16 protein-coding genes are annotated in these 13,968 nt (G+C 60.7%); 8 read left to right on the plus strand and 8 right to left on the minus strand.

Translation table 11 applies throughout. The annotated features are described in order from the left end of the window. Window positions 1-24 precede the first annotated feature (24 nt). From ACQ4OE_RS06730 to ACQ4OE_RS06745, 4 genes are read left to right on the plus strand one after another with little or no spacing between them, the layout of a single operon-like run. Window positions 25-459 (plus strand): DUF4426 domain-containing protein, encoded by a 435-nt coding sequence (locus ACQ4OE_RS06730; RefSeq protein ID WP_430946169.1) that lies wholly within the window; start codon window positions 25-27, stop codon window positions 457-459. Then, entirely contained in the window at window positions 456-1,052 is a 597-nt protein-coding gene (gene rdgB, locus ACQ4OE_RS06735; protein WP_008083802.1) for an RdgB/HAM1 family non-canonical purine NTP pyrophosphatase, read from the plus strand. Before ACQ4OE_RS06730 ends, rdgB begins: the two co-directional genes overlap by 4 nt. Then, complete coding sequence (hemW, locus tag ACQ4OE_RS06740; protein ID WP_430946170.1) at window positions 1,049-2,254, plus strand: radical SAM family heme chaperone HemW; 1,206 nt, start codon at window positions 1,049-1,051, stop codon at window positions 2,252-2,254. Before rdgB ends, hemW begins: the two co-directional genes overlap by 4 nt. 22 nt (window positions 2,255-2,276) lie before the next feature. Further along, window positions 2,277-2,600 (plus strand): DUF3392 domain-containing protein, encoded by a 324-nt coding sequence (locus ACQ4OE_RS06745; protein ID WP_064116274.1) that lies wholly within the window; start codon window positions 2,277-2,279, stop codon window positions 2,598-2,600. Between the two features lie 132 nt (window positions 2,601-2,732). Here ACQ4OE_RS06745 and trmB read toward each other — a convergent pair whose 3' ends face one another. The 4 genes from trmB to ACQ4OE_RS06765 all read right to left on the minus strand — a co-directional run bounded on the left by trmB (window position 2,733) and on the right by ACQ4OE_RS06765 (window position 4,975). Then, window positions 2,733-3,458 carry a tRNA (guanosine(46)-N7)-methyltransferase TrmB gene (gene trmB, locus ACQ4OE_RS06750; RefSeq protein WP_430946171.1) on the minus strand — a complete coding sequence of 242 codons (726 nt, stop codon included), beginning with the start codon at window positions 3,456-3,458 and terminating at the stop codon, window positions 2,733-2,735. A gap of 9 nt (window positions 3,459-3,467) precedes the next feature. Further along, window positions 3,468-4,262, minus strand: coding sequence for a thiazole synthase (locus ACQ4OE_RS06755; RefSeq protein WP_007913621.1), 795 nt, complete (start codon window positions 4,260-4,262; stop codon window positions 3,468-3,470). Window positions 4,263-4,322: 60 nt separating this feature from the next. Next, a complete protein-coding gene (thiS, locus tag ACQ4OE_RS06760; protein ID WP_122604433.1) occupies window positions 4,323-4,523 on the minus strand; it encodes a sulfur carrier protein ThiS in 201 nt (66 codons plus the stop codon). A 71-nt stretch (window positions 4,524-4,594) separates the two neighbouring features. Then, the gene (locus tag ACQ4OE_RS06765; protein ID WP_122594675.1) at window positions 4,595-4,975 is read right to left on the minus strand and encodes a DUF423 domain-containing protein; all 381 of its coding nucleotides are present in this window, start codon (window positions 4,973-4,975) and stop codon (window positions 4,595-4,597) included. A 74-nt stretch (window positions 4,976-5,049) separates the two neighbouring features. Between ACQ4OE_RS06765 and mtgA the strand changes: the two genes are divergently transcribed. Next, a complete protein-coding gene (mtgA, locus tag ACQ4OE_RS06770) occupies window positions 5,050-5,772 on the plus strand; it encodes a monofunctional biosynthetic peptidoglycan transglycosylase (protein ID WP_122594674.1) in 723 nt (240 codons plus the stop codon). 200 nt (window positions 5,773-5,972) lie between these two features. On the opposite strand, the gene rpoH is transcribed toward mtgA, so the two are convergent. The 4 genes from rpoH to ftsY form a co-directional block, all read right to left on the minus strand. After that, window positions 5,973-6,827, minus strand: a complete 855-nt coding sequence (gene rpoH, locus ACQ4OE_RS06775) for an RNA polymerase sigma factor RpoH (protein WP_042561557.1) — start codon at window positions 6,825-6,827, stop codon at window positions 5,973-5,975. Between the two features lie 114 nt (window positions 6,828-6,941). Continuing rightward, a complete protein-coding gene (ftsX, locus tag ACQ4OE_RS06780; RefSeq protein ID WP_122594673.1) occupies window positions 6,942-7,967 on the minus strand; it encodes a permease-like cell division protein FtsX in 1,026 nt (341 codons plus the stop codon). After that, window positions 7,964-8,635: a cell division ATP-binding protein FtsE gene (gene ftsE, locus ACQ4OE_RS06785; protein WP_003229148.1), complete on the minus strand. Its 672-nt coding sequence runs from the start codon at window positions 8,633-8,635 to the stop codon at window positions 7,964-7,966. The genes ftsX and ftsE overlap by 4 nt, the downstream gene beginning before the upstream one ends. Next, window positions 8,632-10,173: a signal recognition particle-docking protein FtsY gene (ftsY, locus tag ACQ4OE_RS06790; RefSeq protein WP_430946172.1), complete on the minus strand. Its 1,542-nt coding sequence runs from the start codon at window positions 10,171-10,173 to the stop codon at window positions 8,632-8,634. Before ftsY ends, ftsE begins: the two co-directional genes overlap by 4 nt. A gap of 345 nt (window positions 10,174-10,518) precedes the next feature. Between ftsY and ACQ4OE_RS06795 the strand changes: the two genes are divergently transcribed. From ACQ4OE_RS06795 to rsmD, 3 genes are read left to right on the plus strand one after another with little or no spacing between them, the layout of a single operon-like run. Beyond that, window positions 10,519-11,874 (plus strand): M16 family metallopeptidase, encoded by a 1,356-nt coding sequence (locus ACQ4OE_RS06795; protein ID WP_430946173.1) that lies wholly within the window; start codon window positions 10,519-10,521, stop codon window positions 11,872-11,874. Beyond that, entirely contained in the window at window positions 11,867-13,354 is a 1,488-nt protein-coding gene (locus tag ACQ4OE_RS06800) for a M16 family metallopeptidase (RefSeq protein ID WP_430946174.1), read from the plus strand. Before ACQ4OE_RS06795 ends, ACQ4OE_RS06800 begins: the two co-directional genes overlap by 8 nt. Continuing rightward, on the plus strand, window positions 13,354-13,968 hold the full coding sequence (gene rsmD / locus ACQ4OE_RS06805; protein WP_105704581.1) for a 16S rRNA (guanine(966)-N(2))-methyltransferase RsmD: 615 nt from the start codon (window positions 13,354-13,356) through the stop codon (window positions 13,966-13,968). The genes ACQ4OE_RS06800 and rsmD overlap by 1 nt, the downstream gene beginning before the upstream one ends.

Consider the following 13,968-nt stretch of genomic DNA (forward strand, 5'->3'; position numbering starts at 1 on the left):
TCCCGTCATTTCGAGGAGACGATCATGGGTCGTTTAGCGTTGTTGTTATTGACTGCCTGCCTGAGCGCCAGCGCTCTGGCGGCCGACGTCATCAAAGGTGAGCGCAAGGAAACCTTTGGCGACGTGACGGTGCACTACAACACTTTCAACTCGACGTACCTGCAACCGGACATCGCCAAGGCCGCGGAGCTGATCCGCAGCAAGAACCAAGGCGTGATCAATGTCTCGGTGATCAAGGACGGCAAACCGCTGATTGCCAACGTCACCGGCACGGTCAAAGACCTGACCAGCCAGAGCGTGCCGCTGAATTTCCGTCAGGTTACTGAACAAGGCGCGATCTACTACATCGCCCAGTACCCGGTGGAACAGCAGGAGACCCGCACCTTTGAAATCAAGGTGCAGAACGGCGACAAGATCAACACCATCAATTTCAACCAAGAACTCTTTCCCGGCGAATGATGAACATCAAGCAGCTCGTACTGGCCAGCCATAACGCCGGCAAACTCAAAGAACTCCAGGCCATGCTCGGCGAATCGGTGCAACTGCGCTCGATTGGCGAGTGGAGCAAGGTCGAGCCGGAAGAAACCGGCCTGTCGTTCGTCGAGAACGCGATTCTCAAGGCACGTAATGCCGCGCGCATTTCCGGTTTGCCGGCACTGGCCGATGATTCCGGTCTGGCAGTGGATTTCCTCGGCGGTGCGCCGGGCATCTATTCGGCGCGTTACGCCGACGGCAAGGGCGATGCGGCGAATAACGCCAAACTGCTCGACGCCTTGAAAGACGTACCGGAAGCCGAACGCGGTGCGCAATTCGTTTGTGTGCTGGCGCTGGTGCGTCATGCCGACGATCCGTTGCCGATCCTCTGCGAAGGTCTGTGGCACGGACGCATCCTCACCGCTGCCAGCGGCGAGCACGGTTTCGGTTATGACCCGTTGTTCTGGGTGCCGGAGCGTGACGTGTCCAGCGCCGAACTGAGCCCGGCCGACAAGAACCAGATCAGCCACCGCGCCCGCGCAATGGATCTGCTGCGCCAGCGTCTGGGCTTGAAATGACCCGTGACTCTTCTGAGTCGTCGCTGATCGTCGGCGGCGCCGCTTCTTCGCCTCGGGCACCGCTGCCAACGCTGCCGCCCCTGGCGCTGTACATCCACATCCCGTGGTGTGTGCGCAAATGCCCGTATTGCGACTTCAACTCGCACACCGCCAGCCCGGTTTTGCCGGAGCAGGAATACGTCGACGCCCTGCTGGCCGATCTCGATCAGGATCTGCACGCGGTTTACGGGCGCGAAATCAGCTCGATCTTCTTCGGTGGCGGTACGCCGAGTCTGTTCAGCGCCGAGGCCCTTGGGCGGCTGCTTGAAGGCGTCGAGCAGCGTATCCCGTTCGCCCACGACATCGAAATCACTCTGGAAGCCAATCCGGGCACGTTCGAACAAGAGAAGTTCGTCGCCTACCGCAAGCTGGGGATCAATCGCCTGTCGATCGGCATCCAGAGCTTTCAGCAGGAAAAGCTCAAGGCCCTGGGCCGCATTCACAACGGTGACGAAGCGGTGCGCGCGGCCGGTATGGCGCGGCAGGCCGGGTTCGATAACTTCAACCTCGACTTGATGCACGGTTTGCCCGATCAGTCGCTGGACGATGCCTTGAGCGATCTGCGCCAGGCCATCGCGCTGAATCCGACGCACATCTCCTGGTATCAGCTGACGCTGGAGCCGAACACCGTGTTCTGGAATCAGCCGCCAGTGCTGCCGGAAGACGACACGCTGTGGGATATTCAAGAGGCCGGGCAGGCGCTGCTGGCCGAGCATGGTTACGCGCAATACGAAGTGTCAGCGTATGCACAGGCTGGGCGACCGGCGCGGCATAACCTCAATTACTGGAGTTTCGGCGACTTCATCGGGATTGGTGCGGGTGCGCATGGCAAGTTGAGTCATCCTGACGGACGCATCGTTCGTACTTGGAAAACCCGTTTGCCGAAGGACTATCTCAACCCGGCGAAAAGCTTTCAGGCCGGCGAGAAAGCGCTGACTAACGACGAGATGCCGTTCGAGTTTCTGATGAATGCGCTGCGCCTCACCGAAGGCGTCGAATCGCGTCTGTATCCGGAGCGTACCGGCCTGTCGCTGGAAAGCCTCGCCGAAGGCCGGGCAGCGGCAGAACAAAGCGGTCTGTTGCAGGTCGAACCGTCACGTCTGGCGGCCACCGAGCGCGGACAGCTGTTTCTCAACGACTTGCTGCAACAATTTCTGAACTGATTTCAGTGCTAAGGGAAAACGCATGGATTTGATACTCGACCTGCTCGCTACCGTCTCCCGCTGGAGCCGCAGCAACCTCTCGGAAATCGCCCTGGCGCTGGTCGGTTGCCTGCTGGTGCTGTTCGGCGCCGACTTCAAAGGCTGGGTCGAGCAACGCCTGGGCAGCATCGCAGGCGCCTTGCGCGTGCCGCTGATGTCGCTGCTGTGCGTGATCGGCAGCGGCGCGGCGCTGATCTACGCCACACCGTGGGTGGTCAAGGGTTTGAGCCAGTTCAACAACTACAGTTTGGCGCCGGTGCTGTTGGTGGTTCTCGTGCTCATCGGCGTAGTTGCCGATCGTCGCTGATCCCGCAAACACACCAAAACAAATGTGGGAGCGGGCCTGCTCGCGAATACGGTGTGTCAGTCAACATCAGTGTTGAATGAACATCCGCTTTCGCGAGCAGGCTCGTTCCCACAGTTTTTTATTGCGTGATGCTTAAGCCTGTTTTTCGAACTTCAGATCCCACACGCCATGGCCAAGACGTTCGCCGCGGCGTTCGAACTTGGTGATCGGGCGTTCGGCCGGGCGTGGGACGCACTTGCCGTCTTCGGCGAGGTTGCGATAGCCCGGGGCGACGTTCATCACTTCCAGCATGTATTCGGCATACGGTTCCCAGTCGGTGGCCATGTGCAGAATACCGCCGACCTTCAACTTGCTGCGCACCAGTTCAGCGAACGACGCCTGAACGATGCGACGCTTGTGGTGACGGCTCTTGTGCCACGGATCCGGGAAAAACAGCATCAGGCGATCGAGGCTGTTATCGGCGATGCAGCGGTTGAGCACTTCGATCGCATCGCAATCGTAGACGCGCAGGTTGGTCAGGCCCTGGGTCAGCACGCCATTGAGCAGCGCACCAACACCCGGACGGTGAACTTCCACGCCGATGAAGTCCTGATCCGGCGCGGCTGCGGCCATTTCCAGCAGCGAGTGGCCCATGCCGAAACCGATCTCCAGCGAGCGCGGTGCCGAACGGCCGAACACTTGATCGTAATCCACCGGTGCGTCAGCCAAGGGCAGCACATACAGCGGCGCACCCTGATCCAGACCGCGCTGCTGGCCTTCGGTCATGCGCCCGGCGCGCATCACGAAACTCTTGATGCGGCGGTGTTGGCGCTCATCGCCTTCTTCCGTCTGGATAGGCGTGTCGTTCGATTCAGTCATCAATGGCTCTTACTTGATCAGACCATCCAGCGGCGAAGAGGCGCTGGCATAGAGTTTTTTCGGCATACGGCCAGCGAGGTAGGCCAGACGGCCTGCGACGATGGCGTGTTTCATGGCTTCGGCCATCATCACTGGCTGCTGGGCGTGGGCGATGGCCGAGTTCATCAGCACCGCATCGCAACCCAGTTCCATGGCGATGGTTGCGTCGGACGCAGTGCCGACACCGGCATCGACCAACACAGGAATCTTGGCTTCTTCAAGGATGATCTGCAGGTTGTACGGATTGCAGATCCCCAGACCGGAACCGATCAGACCGGCCAGCGGCATCACCGCGATGCAGCCGATTTCCGCCAGTTGACGGGCGATGATCGGGTCATCGCTGGTGTAGACCATCACGTCGAAACCTTCCTTGACCAGCGTTTCGGCGGCCTTGAGGGTTTCAATCACGTTAGGAAACAGGGTCTTCTGGTCGGCCAGCACTTCCAGCTTCACCAGGTTGTGGCCGTCGAGCAGCTCACGGGCCAGGCGACAGGTGCGCACGGCTTCGATGGCGTCGTAGCAGCCAGCGGTGTTCGGCAGAAAGGTGTAGCGCTCCGGCGACAGCACGTCGAGCAGGTTCGGCTCGCCTTCGATCTGGCCCAGGTTGGTGCGGCGCACGGCGAAGGTGACGATTTCGGCACCCGAGGCTTCGATGGCCTGACGGGTTTCTTCCATGTCACGGTACTTGCCGGTACCGACCAGCAAACGCGACTGGTAAGTACGACCGGCCAGCACAAAAGGCTTGTCGCTACGAACGATGCTCATGGGGAATCCTCTTTAGGGGTGAGGGTCTTGCAGAATTCTGTGCCCTCGCGGGCCGGGCGATCAGCCGCCGCCGATGGCGTGCACCACTTCAACGTTGTCGCCATCGTTGAGGGTGGTGTCGGCATGCTGGCTGCGCGGGACGATATCCAGATTGAGTTCGACTGCCACCCGGCGTCCGGTCAGTTCCAGACGGGTGATCAGGGCCGCAACGGTCTCGCCGTCGGGCAGTTCAAGGGATTCACCGTTCAACTGAATGCGCATGCGCAACGCCGCCATCATTTTTAGGGGCTGGCATTCTAGCCCGATCATGACCTAAAGGTCAGCACCAAGCGTCAAGCGGTTGGTTGCAAGCGCCAGGCGGCCAGGCCCAGGCACACCCATCCGACCAGAAACGCCAGGCCACCGAACGGCGTGATGATGCCGAGCTTGCTGATGCCGGTGGTGGTCAGCACGTACAGGCTGCCGGAGAACAACAGGATGCCGACCACGAAAGAAACGCCGGCCCACGCGACCAGTCGACCTTGAATCTGCGTGGCCAACAACGCAACACCGAACAACGCCAGGGTGTGCACCAGTTGATAAGTGACGCCGGTATGGAAAATCGCCAGATACTCCGGCGTCAGACGGTTTTTCAAGCCGTGGGCAGCGAAGGCGCCCAACGCGACACCGGTGAAACCAAAGAAAGCGGCCAGCATTAGAAAGCCACGCAACATGAAGAACTCCAGTCAGACTCGATCGGCAGGGTCTGTATAATGGCCCGCTCCACGGGTTCGGCCAAGCCATCTCTATGCTGCGTACTATTTTCCGTCGTCTCACGAAGGCCCTGCTCTGGTTCGCGGGCGGCAGCGTTTTGCTGGTGCTGGTGTTTCGCTTCGTGCCGCCGCCGGGCACGGCGCTGATGGTCGAACGCAAGGTCGAATCCTGGATCGACGGCGAGCCGATTGACCTGCAGCGCACGTGGAAACCGTGGGATGAAATCTCCGATGACCTCAAAGTGGCGGTCATGGCCGGTGAGGATCAGAAATTCCCGGAGCACTGGGGCTTTGACTTCAGTGCGATTCAGGCAGCGCTCGCCCATAACGAACTCGGCGGATCGATTCGCGGCGCCAGCACCCTGAGCCAACAGGTGTCGAAGAACCTGTTTCTGTGGGCCGGTCGCAGCTATCTACGTAAAGGCCTGGAGGCGTGGTTCACCGCGTTGATCGAGGTGTTCTGGCCCAAGCAGCGAATTCTTGAGGTGTACCTGAACAGCGTCGAGTGGGATGACGGGGTGTTTGGCGCCGAGGCTGCGGCCCGTCATCACTTTGGTGTGAGCGCGAAGTCGTTGTCGCGGCAGCAGGCCAGTTATCTGGCGGCTGTGTTGCCCAATCCGCGGGTATGGAGTGCGAGCCATCCGACCGCTTATGTGTCGCGCCGGGCCGGGTGGATTCGGCAGCAGATGAGTCAGTTGGGTGGGACGAGTTATCTGACGGGACTGAATGATTCGCGCCGGGCGCCGTGGGCTCGATAATTGGGCACGAGTCTTCCAAACCCTGAAGATCAAAGGTGGGACCGAGCCTGCTCGCGAAAGCGGTGTACCAGAAACATCAATACAAACTGACATTCAGCCTTCGCGAGCAGGCTCGCTCCCACAGGAAAGCTGTGTTGAAGTACAAATGAAAACGCCCCGATCATCGCTGATCGGGGCGTTTTTTATTGCCTGCTCGCCGGTTACGCGGCGATCGACAACTTGAGCTTGTTCATCGCGCTCTTCTCGAGCTGACGGATTCGCTCGGCCGACACGTTGTACTTCTGCGCCAGGTCGTGCAGCGTGGCTTTTTCTTCTGCCAGCCAGCGCTGGTAGAGGATGTCGCGGCTGCGTTCGTCCAGCACTTCCAGTGCTTCGTGCAGGTTGTTGTTGGAGTTGTCGCTCCAGTCGGCATCTTCCAGTTGACGCGCCGGGTCGTACCGGTGGTCTTCCAGGTAGTTGGCCGGCGACTGGAAAGCGCTGTCGTCGTCGGCTTCAGCAGCCGGGTCGAAGGCCATGTCATGGCCGGTCAGGCGACTTTCCATCTCGCGCACTTCACGCGGTTCAACGCCGAGGCTTTCCGCCACGCGGTGGACTTCCTCGTTGTTCAGCCACGCCAGACGTTTCTTCTGGCTGCGCAGGTTGAAGAACAGCTTGCGCTGGGCCTTGGTGGTCGCGACTTTCACAATGCGCCAGTTGCGCAGGATGAACTCGTGAATTTCCGCCTTGATCCAGTGCACGGCGAACGACACCAGACGCACACCCATTTCCGGGTTGAAGCGCTTCACGGCCTTCATCAGGCCGACGTTACCTTCCTGGATCAGGTCAGCCTGAGCCAGACCGTAGCCGGAATAGCTACGGGCAATGTGTACGACAAAACGCAGGTGGGCGAGCACCATCTGCCGAGCCGCCCCCAAATCCTGCTCATAGTAGAGACTCTCGGCCAGTTCACGCTCCTGCTCCGGCGTCAGCAATGGAATGCTGTTGACGGTGTGCACATAGGCTTCCAGGTTCGCACCCGGAACCAACGCATACGCAGGTTGCAAAGAATTGGTCATACGAAAAAACCTCCCACTTACATACTCGTGCTTCTCAGCACTGCGAAAAATTGACCGGGAACTCAAATACAAGTTCCCAAAAAACCGCGAGGTCAATCACGCGCAAAAAAGATTCTACTTCGGCGCCAGCTCCCTGAGATGGCGTGCGACTGCAATCCATGCACCGATATAACCCAACAGCACCGCGCCAAGCAAGAGCGACAGACCGTCGGCAACTGGCACTCCGGCCAGCGCGAAATCACTGCCGTACAAGCCGGCCAGCCCAACCACCGCATCGTTCAGCCAGTTCAGGCCGAACGCCAATACACCCCAGGACAGAAGCCCCGCACCGAAGCCATACAAAGCGCCCATATAAAGGAAGGGGCGACGCACATAACTGTCAGTGCCGCCGACGAGTTTAATCACTTCTATCTCTGTGCGGCGGTTTTCAATATGAAGACGGATGGTATTGCCTATCACCAAAAGTAATGCAGAAACCAGCAGCACCGTCAGACCGAAGACAAAACGGTCACCGAGCTTGAGGATGGCGGCCAGACGCTCGACCCAGACTAGATCAAGTTGCGCCTGTTGTACCTTGGGCAGCTCGGAAAGTTTTTGTCTTAATGCTTCCAGGGTCGGCTTGTCGACTTCGTTCGGGGTGACCAGCACCACGCCCGGCAACGGGTTTTCCGGCAGCTCGCGCAGGGCTTCGCCCAGTCCGGACTGCTGCTGGAACTCCTCCAGCGCCTGATCACGGCCGACATATTCAGCATCAGCTACGCCGGGCATGCCTTTGATCTGCTCGCGCAACGCCTCGCCCTGCTCCGGGCTGGCATCGAGTTGCAGATACAACGAGATCTGCGCCGCGCGCTGCCACGAACCGCCCAGACGTTCGACGTTGTTGAGCAACAGCGAAAGGCCCATTGGCAGGCTCAGTGCCACCGCCATCACCATGCAGGTGAAGAAGCTGCCGATCGGCTGTTTGCCCAAACGACGAAGGCTGTCGAGCAGACTGGCGCGATGGCTTTCGACCCAGGCACGGAACAGCGTGGCGAAATCCGGGCCATCGTCATCGTCGTGCTTTTTCTTCTTCGGCGGCTGCGGATCGGCGGCCTTCGGGGCCACGCGTTCGGAAACCTTTGGGCTACGTGTCGCACTCATACCCCGGCCTCCCCGTCGCCGATCAAGCGGCCACGTTGCAGGGTCAGCATGCGATGGCGCATGCGCGCGATCAGCGCCAGGTCGTGACTGGCGATCAGCACGCTGGTGCCGAGACGATTGATATCTTCAAACACGCCCATGATCTCAGCCGCCAGACGCGGGTCGAGGTTACCGGTCGGTTCGTCCGCCAGCAGCAAGGCCGGGCGGTGCACGATGGCGCGGGCAATGCCGACGCGCTGTTGCTGACCGGTGGACAGGTCGCCCGGGTACAGATCGGTTTTATCCGACAGCGCCACGCGCTCCAGTGCTGAATCGACACGCTTGGCGATTTCGGCCTTGGACAGCCCGAGAATCTGCAGCGGCAAGGCGACGTTGTTGAACACCGTGCGATCGAACAGCAACTGGTGATTCTGGAACACCACGCCGATCTGCCGGCGCAGGAACGGAATCTGCGCGTTGCTGATGGTGCTCAGGTCTTGCCCGGCCAGCAGCAACTTGCCGCTGGTCGGACGTTCCATCGCCAACAACAGGCGCAACAAGGTGGATTTACCGGCACCGGAGTGGCCGGTAACAAACAAGAACTCGCCACGACGGACTCGAAAGCTCAGCTCATGCAAGCCGACGTGACCGTTCGGGTAGCGTTTACCGACCTGTTCGAAACGAATCATGAACGCTCCCGCTCGGCAAACAGTGCCTGGACAAAGGGTTCGGCTTCAAAGGTGCGCAAATCGTCGATGCCTTCACCGACGCCGATGTAGCGGATCGGCAGACCAAACTGCTTGGCCAAGGCGAAGATGACCCCGCCCTTGGCAGTGCCGTCGAGCTTGGTCAGCGCCAGACCGGTCAGTTCGACGGTCTGGTTGAATTGCTTGGCCTGGTTGATGGCGTTCTGGCCAGTACCGGCGTCGAGCACCAGCAATACTTCGTGCGGCGCGTCGGCGTCGAGCTTGCCAATCACCCGGCGAACCTTCTTCAGTTCTTCCATCAGGTTGTCTTTGGTGTGCAGACGACCGGCGGTGTCGGCGATCAACACGTCGATGCCACGGGCCTTGGCGGCCTGCACGGCGTCAAAAATCACCGAAGCCGAGTCGGCGCCGGTGTGCTGGGCGATCACCGGGATCTTGTTGCGCTCGCCCCAGACCTGCAATTGCTCCACGGCAGCGGCGCGGAAGGTGTCACCGGCGGCGAGCATGACTTTCTTGCCTTCCAGTTGCAGCTTCTTCGCCAGTTTGCCGATGGTGGTGGTTTTGCCGGCGCCGTTGACGCCAACCACGAGAATCACGAACGGCTTGTTCTGCGAAGCGATTTTCAGCGGTTGTTCAACCGGTTTGAGCATCGCGGCCAGTTCGGCCTGCAGGGATTTGTACAGCGCATCGGCGTCGGCCAGTTCCTTGCGGGCGACCTTCTGAGTCAGGCGCTGGATGATCTGCGTGGTGGCTTCGACACCCACGTCGGCGGTGAGCAGACGGGTTTCGAGGTCGTCGAGCAAATCGTCGTCAATGGTTTTGCGGCCGAGGAACAGACTGGCCATGCCCTCGCCGATGCTGGCGCTGGTTTTCGACAGGCCTTGCTTGAGACGGGCGAAGAAGCCGGCTTTGGTTTCTTCGGTGCGCGGGGCTTCAACGGGGGTTTCGGCGATCACTTCAACCGGCAGGGCTGGAGCTGCAACAACGGGAGCAGGTGCCGGTGTTGGTTCGGGCGGTTGCACGACTGGAGCAACAGGCGCAACAACGACCGGAGCAACAGGCTCAGGAACAATAATTTCAGGAGCGGCTTCAGCAACAACCGGCACAGGCTCGATGACCGGCTCAACCACCGGCGCTGGAGCCATCTCTGGAACGAACGCAGCAGGCGCAGGAATCTCTGGGGTGATGTGCGGCGCGGCCTCTTCAACCAGTGCCACCGGCTCTTCCGCCACCGGCAAGGTCAGCCACGGCTCGACCGCCGGGGTCAGCGGCAATTCTGCAGCCACTGGCGCTTCCGGCTCTGGTTCCGGCTCAACCGGTTGCAACACCGGTTCGGCAATCGGCAGAACGATCGGTGCCGGCTCTTCTTCTATAACCGGAGCAGGTTGCGGCGCAGGCTCAGGAATCGCGGGCGGCTGTTCGACGACGGGTTCCTGCGGTTTCTTACGCAGCCATCCGAACAGGCTTTTCTTCTCGCCAGCCGCAGCTGGGGTCTTCTTGTCGTCGTTGGAACCAAACATGGAGGACGGCTATCTCACGGTAGCGACGCGCCATAAGGGCGCCCCGGCAAATAAATATTCGATGCAGAACAGACTGTGTTTCATCCAGCTTGTTCACGCGCAACATTTTGTCGAGGCGCCAGAGACACCTCAAAGGTCGATTAATACGAAGGACTGGAACGGCATCTTCGGCGAAAACGCAGAGTTTAGCTGACAAACTCAAAGCTTCTGCCGGGAACCCATACAACCTATCGACCGATCAGTGGCTTGATAGGCGTGGCCGCCAGTAAAACGGATCAGTATCCTAGCACCTCCTCGCCCGCCTAGGCTAAGACCAAGCGGGCAGCCCAACAGGTTAAAAAACGAATGAATGCTCTAGCCCGCCGCGCTGCAGGCCTGCTGCTCAGCACAGTCTGCCTGCCCCTTTCGGCCCTGGCGGCCGACCCGCAACCGACCCACGAATTCACCCTCGACAACGGCCTCAAGGTCGTCGTGCGCGAAGACCATCGCGCGCCCGTGGTGGTCTCGCAGGTCTGGTACAAGGTCGGGTCCAGCTACGAAACCCCGGGCCTGACCGGTCTGTCCCACGCGCTTGAGCACATGATGTTCAAAGGCAGCGAGAAAGTCGGCCCCGGCGAAGCGTCGTTGATCCTGCGTGATCTGGGCGCCGAAGAGAACGCTTTCACCAGCGACGACTTCACCGCTTATTACCAGGTTCTGGCGCGCGACCGCTTGGGCGTAGCCTTTGAACTGGAAGCCGACCGCATGGCCAATCTGCGCCTGCCGGCCGACGAGTTCGCCAAGGAAATCGAAGTCATCAAGGAAGAGCGCCGCTTGCGCACCGATGACAAGCCGATGTCCAAGGCCTACGAGCGCTACAAAGCCATGGCCTACCCGGCCAGCGGCTACCACACGCCGACCATCGGCTGGATGGCCGACCTCGACCGCATGAAAGTCGAAGAGCTGCGCCACTGGTACCAATCCTGGTACGTCCCGAACAACGCCACGCTGGTGGTGGTCGGCGACGTTACTCCGGACGAAGTGAAAACCCTCGCCCAGCGCTATTTCGGCCCGATCGCCAAACGCGACGTGCCACCGGCGAAAAAGCCGCTGGAACTGGCCGAACCCGGTGAACGCCAAATCACCCTGCGTGTGCAGACGCAATTGCCTAGCCTGATGCTCGGTTTCAACGTGCCAAGCATCGCCACCGCTGAAGACAAGCGCTCGGTCAACGCGCTGCGGCTTATCTCCGCGCTGCTCGACGGCGGTTACAGCGGTCGCATCCCGACACAACTGGAGCGCGGCGAAGAGCTGGTCTCCGGTGGTTCGTCGAACTACGACGCCTACACCCGTGGCGACAGCCTGTTCACCCTGTCGGCAACCCCGAATACTCAGAAGAAAAAGACCATTGCGCAAGCCGAGGCCGGTCTGTGGAAACTGCTGGAACAGCTGAAGACCACCGCGCCGTCCGCTGAAGAACTGGAGCGCGTGCGTGCGCAAGTGATTGCCGGTCTGGTCTTCGAACGTGATTCGATCACCAGCCAGGCCACCGCCATTGGCCAACTGGAAACCGTCGGCCTGTCGTGGAAACTGATGGACACCGAACTTGCCGATCTGGAAAGCGTGACCCCGCAAGACATCCAGAACGCCGCCAAGCTGTATTTCACCCGCGAACGTCTCAGCGTCGCCCACGTCCTGCCACTGGAGACGACCCATGAGTGAGCGCAAAACCCCACGCCTGTTGCTCGGCCTGATCGCCATTGCGGTGATCGGCTCTGCCGCGTTCTACCTGACGCCAAGCGCTGACAGCAAGGCCAGTGAAGCCCTCGACAACGCTAAAACCAGCCAGAAGCTGCAATCGCTGGCCGAACTCGACGGCAAGGCCCCGGCCAGCCGCAAGCTCGACGTACAAACCTGGACCACTGCCGAAGGCGCCAAGGTGCTGTTCGTCGAAGCCCACGAGCTGCCGATGTTCGACATGCGCCTGATCTTCGCCGCCGGCAGCAGCCAGGACGGCAGCGCGTCGGGTCTGGCGGTGCTGACCAACGCGATGCTCAACGAAGGTGTCGCCGGCAAAGACGTCGGCGCCATCGCCCAGGGTTTCGAAGGCCTGGGTGCGGATTTCGGCAACGGTGCTTTCAAGGACATGGCGCTGGCCTCGCTGCGCAGTCTGAGCGCGCCTGAGCAACGTGAACCGGCGCTGAAGCTGTTCTCGGAAGTGGTCGGCAAACCGACCTTCCCGGCCGATTCCTTCGCGCGCATCAAAAATCAGATGCTCGCCGGTTTCGAGTACCAGAAACAGAACCCCGGCAAACTCGCCAGCCTCGAGCTGATGAAGCGTTTGTATGGCGATCACCCGTACGCGCATTCGAGCGACGGCAATCCGCAAAGCGTGCCGAAGATCACCCTCGCGCAATTGCGTGAATTCCACGCCAAGGCTTACGCCGCTGGCAACGCGGTGATCGCGCTGGTCGGCGATTTGTCCCGCGCCGAAGCCGAGGCGATTGCCAATCAGGTGTCCTCTGCCCTGCCGAAAGGCCCGGCGTTGGCGAAGATTGCTCAGCCGCAGGAACCGAAGGCCAGCGTCAACCACATCGAGTTCCCGTCGAAGCAGACCAACCTGATGCTCGCGCAACTGGGCATCGACCGTGACGACCCGGATTATGCGGCGCTGTCGATGGGCAACCAGATCCTCGGTGGCGGTGGTTTTGGCACGCGCCTGATGAGCGAAGTGCGCGAGAAGCGGGGCCTGACCTACGGCGTGTATTCGGCATTCAGCCCGATGCAGGCCCGTGGCCCGTTCATGATCAACTTGCAGACCCGCGCGGAAATGAGCGAAGGCACCTTGAAACTGGTGCAGGACGTGCTCGCCGACTACCTGAAAACCGGGCCGACACAGAAAGAACTCGACGACGCCAAACGCGAGCTGGCCGGCAGCTTCCCGCTGTCCACCGCGAGCAATGCCGATATCGTCGGCCAACTCGGCGCCATGGGCTTCTATAATCTGCCGCTGAGCTATCTGGACGATTTCATGCGTCAGTCGCAAAGCCTGACCGTGGAACAAGTCCGCGATGCCCTGAACAAACACCTGAGCACGGACAAAATGGTCATCGTCACCGCTGGCCCGACCGTGCCGCAAAAGCCGTTACCGGCCCCATCTGATAAACCTGCCGAGCAACCGCTCGGGGTTCCGGAGCATTAATGGCGACTCGATCCCCCAAAAAACCTGCGCATAACGTCCACAACGGTGTGAACCAGTTGCGCATCATTGGCGGCCAATGGCGCAGCCGCAAGCTGAGTTTCCCCGACGCTCCGGGCCTGCGCCCGACGCCGGATCGCGTGCGTGAAACCCTGTTCAACTGGCTCGCGCCGTATGTTGAAGGGGCCAAAGTGCTCGATCCGTTCGCCGGCAGCGGCGCGCTGTTTCTCGAAGCGCTGTCCCGTGGTGCGGCCATGGGCCAGGCGCTGGATGCCAGCAACATCGCGGTCTCGAGCCTGAAAGAACATCTCGGCACGCTGCGTTGCACCAACGGTCAGGTGCAGACCGCTGACGCGCTGCGCTACCTGGAAACCCAGACCGCGACGCCGTTCGATCTGGTGTTCCTCGACCCGCCGTTCAACCAGAACCTGTTGCCTGCCGTGTGCACGTTGCTCGAAGAGCGCCAATGGCTGGCGCCAGACTCGTGGATCTACACGGAAAGCGAAACCGCACCGTCGATCCTCGGCCTGCCGGGCAACTGGCGCCTGCACCGCGAGCAGAAATCCGGGCGCGTGCACTATGCGTTGTGGCAACGTATGGCAGAGATCGCCGGTTAA

Source organism: Pseudomonas sp. WC2 (assembly GCF_050586545.1).
GTDB lineage: Bacteria > Pseudomonadota > Gammaproteobacteria > Pseudomonadales > Pseudomonadaceae > Aquipseudomonas.

Coding starts and splice junctions, on each gene's coding strand:
- rsmD (WP_105704581.1), top strand. CDS start 13,354: ATGGCGACTCGATCCCCCAAAAAACCTGCGCATAACGTCCACAACGGT.
- ACQ4OE_RS06765 (WP_122594675.1), bottom strand. CDS start 4,975: ATGTTGCGTGGCTTTCTAATGCTGGCCGCTTTCTTTGGTTTCACCGGT.
- ACQ4OE_RS06730 (WP_430946169.1), top strand. CDS start 25: ATGGGTCGTTTAGCGTTGTTGTTATTGACTGCCTGCCTGAGCGCCAGC.
- rdgB (WP_008083802.1), top strand. CDS start 456: ATGATGAACATCAAGCAGCTCGTACTGGCCAGCCATAACGCCGGCAAA.
- ftsE (WP_003229148.1), bottom strand. CDS start 8,635: ATGATTCGTTTCGAACAGGTCGGTAAACGCTACCCGAACGGTCACGTC.
- trmB (WP_430946171.1), bottom strand. CDS start 3,458: ATGACTGAATCGAACGACACGCCTATCCAGACGGAAGAAGGCGATGAG.
- ACQ4OE_RS06745 (WP_064116274.1), top strand. CDS start 2,277: ATGGATTTGATACTCGACCTGCTCGCTACCGTCTCCCGCTGGAGCCGC.
- ACQ4OE_RS06800 (WP_430946174.1), top strand. CDS start 11,867: ATGAGTGAGCGCAAAACCCCACGCCTGTTGCTCGGCCTGATCGCCATT.
- thiS (WP_122604433.1), bottom strand. CDS start 4,523: ATGCGCATTCAGTTGAACGGTGAATCCCTTGAACTGCCCGACGGCGAG.
- mtgA (WP_122594674.1), top strand. CDS start 5,050: ATGCTGCGTACTATTTTCCGTCGTCTCACGAAGGCCCTGCTCTGGTTC.
- ftsY (WP_430946172.1), bottom strand. CDS start 10,173: ATGTTTGGTTCCAACGACGACAAGAAGACCCCAGCTGCGGCTGGCGAG.
- ACQ4OE_RS06755 (WP_007913621.1), bottom strand. CDS start 4,262: ATGAGCATCGTTCGTAGCGACAAGCCTTTTGTGCTGGCCGGTCGTACT.
- hemW (WP_430946170.1), top strand. CDS start 1,049: ATGACCCGTGACTCTTCTGAGTCGTCGCTGATCGTCGGCGGCGCCGCT.
- rpoH (WP_042561557.1), bottom strand. CDS start 6,827: ATGACCAATTCTTTGCAACCTGCGTATGCGTTGGTTCCGGGTGCGAAC.
- ACQ4OE_RS06795 (WP_430946173.1), top strand. CDS start 10,519: ATGAATGCTCTAGCCCGCCGCGCTGCAGGCCTGCTGCTCAGCACAGTC.
- ftsX (WP_122594673.1), bottom strand. CDS start 7,967: ATGAGTGCGACACGTAGCCCAAAGGTTTCCGAACGCGTGGCCCCGAAG.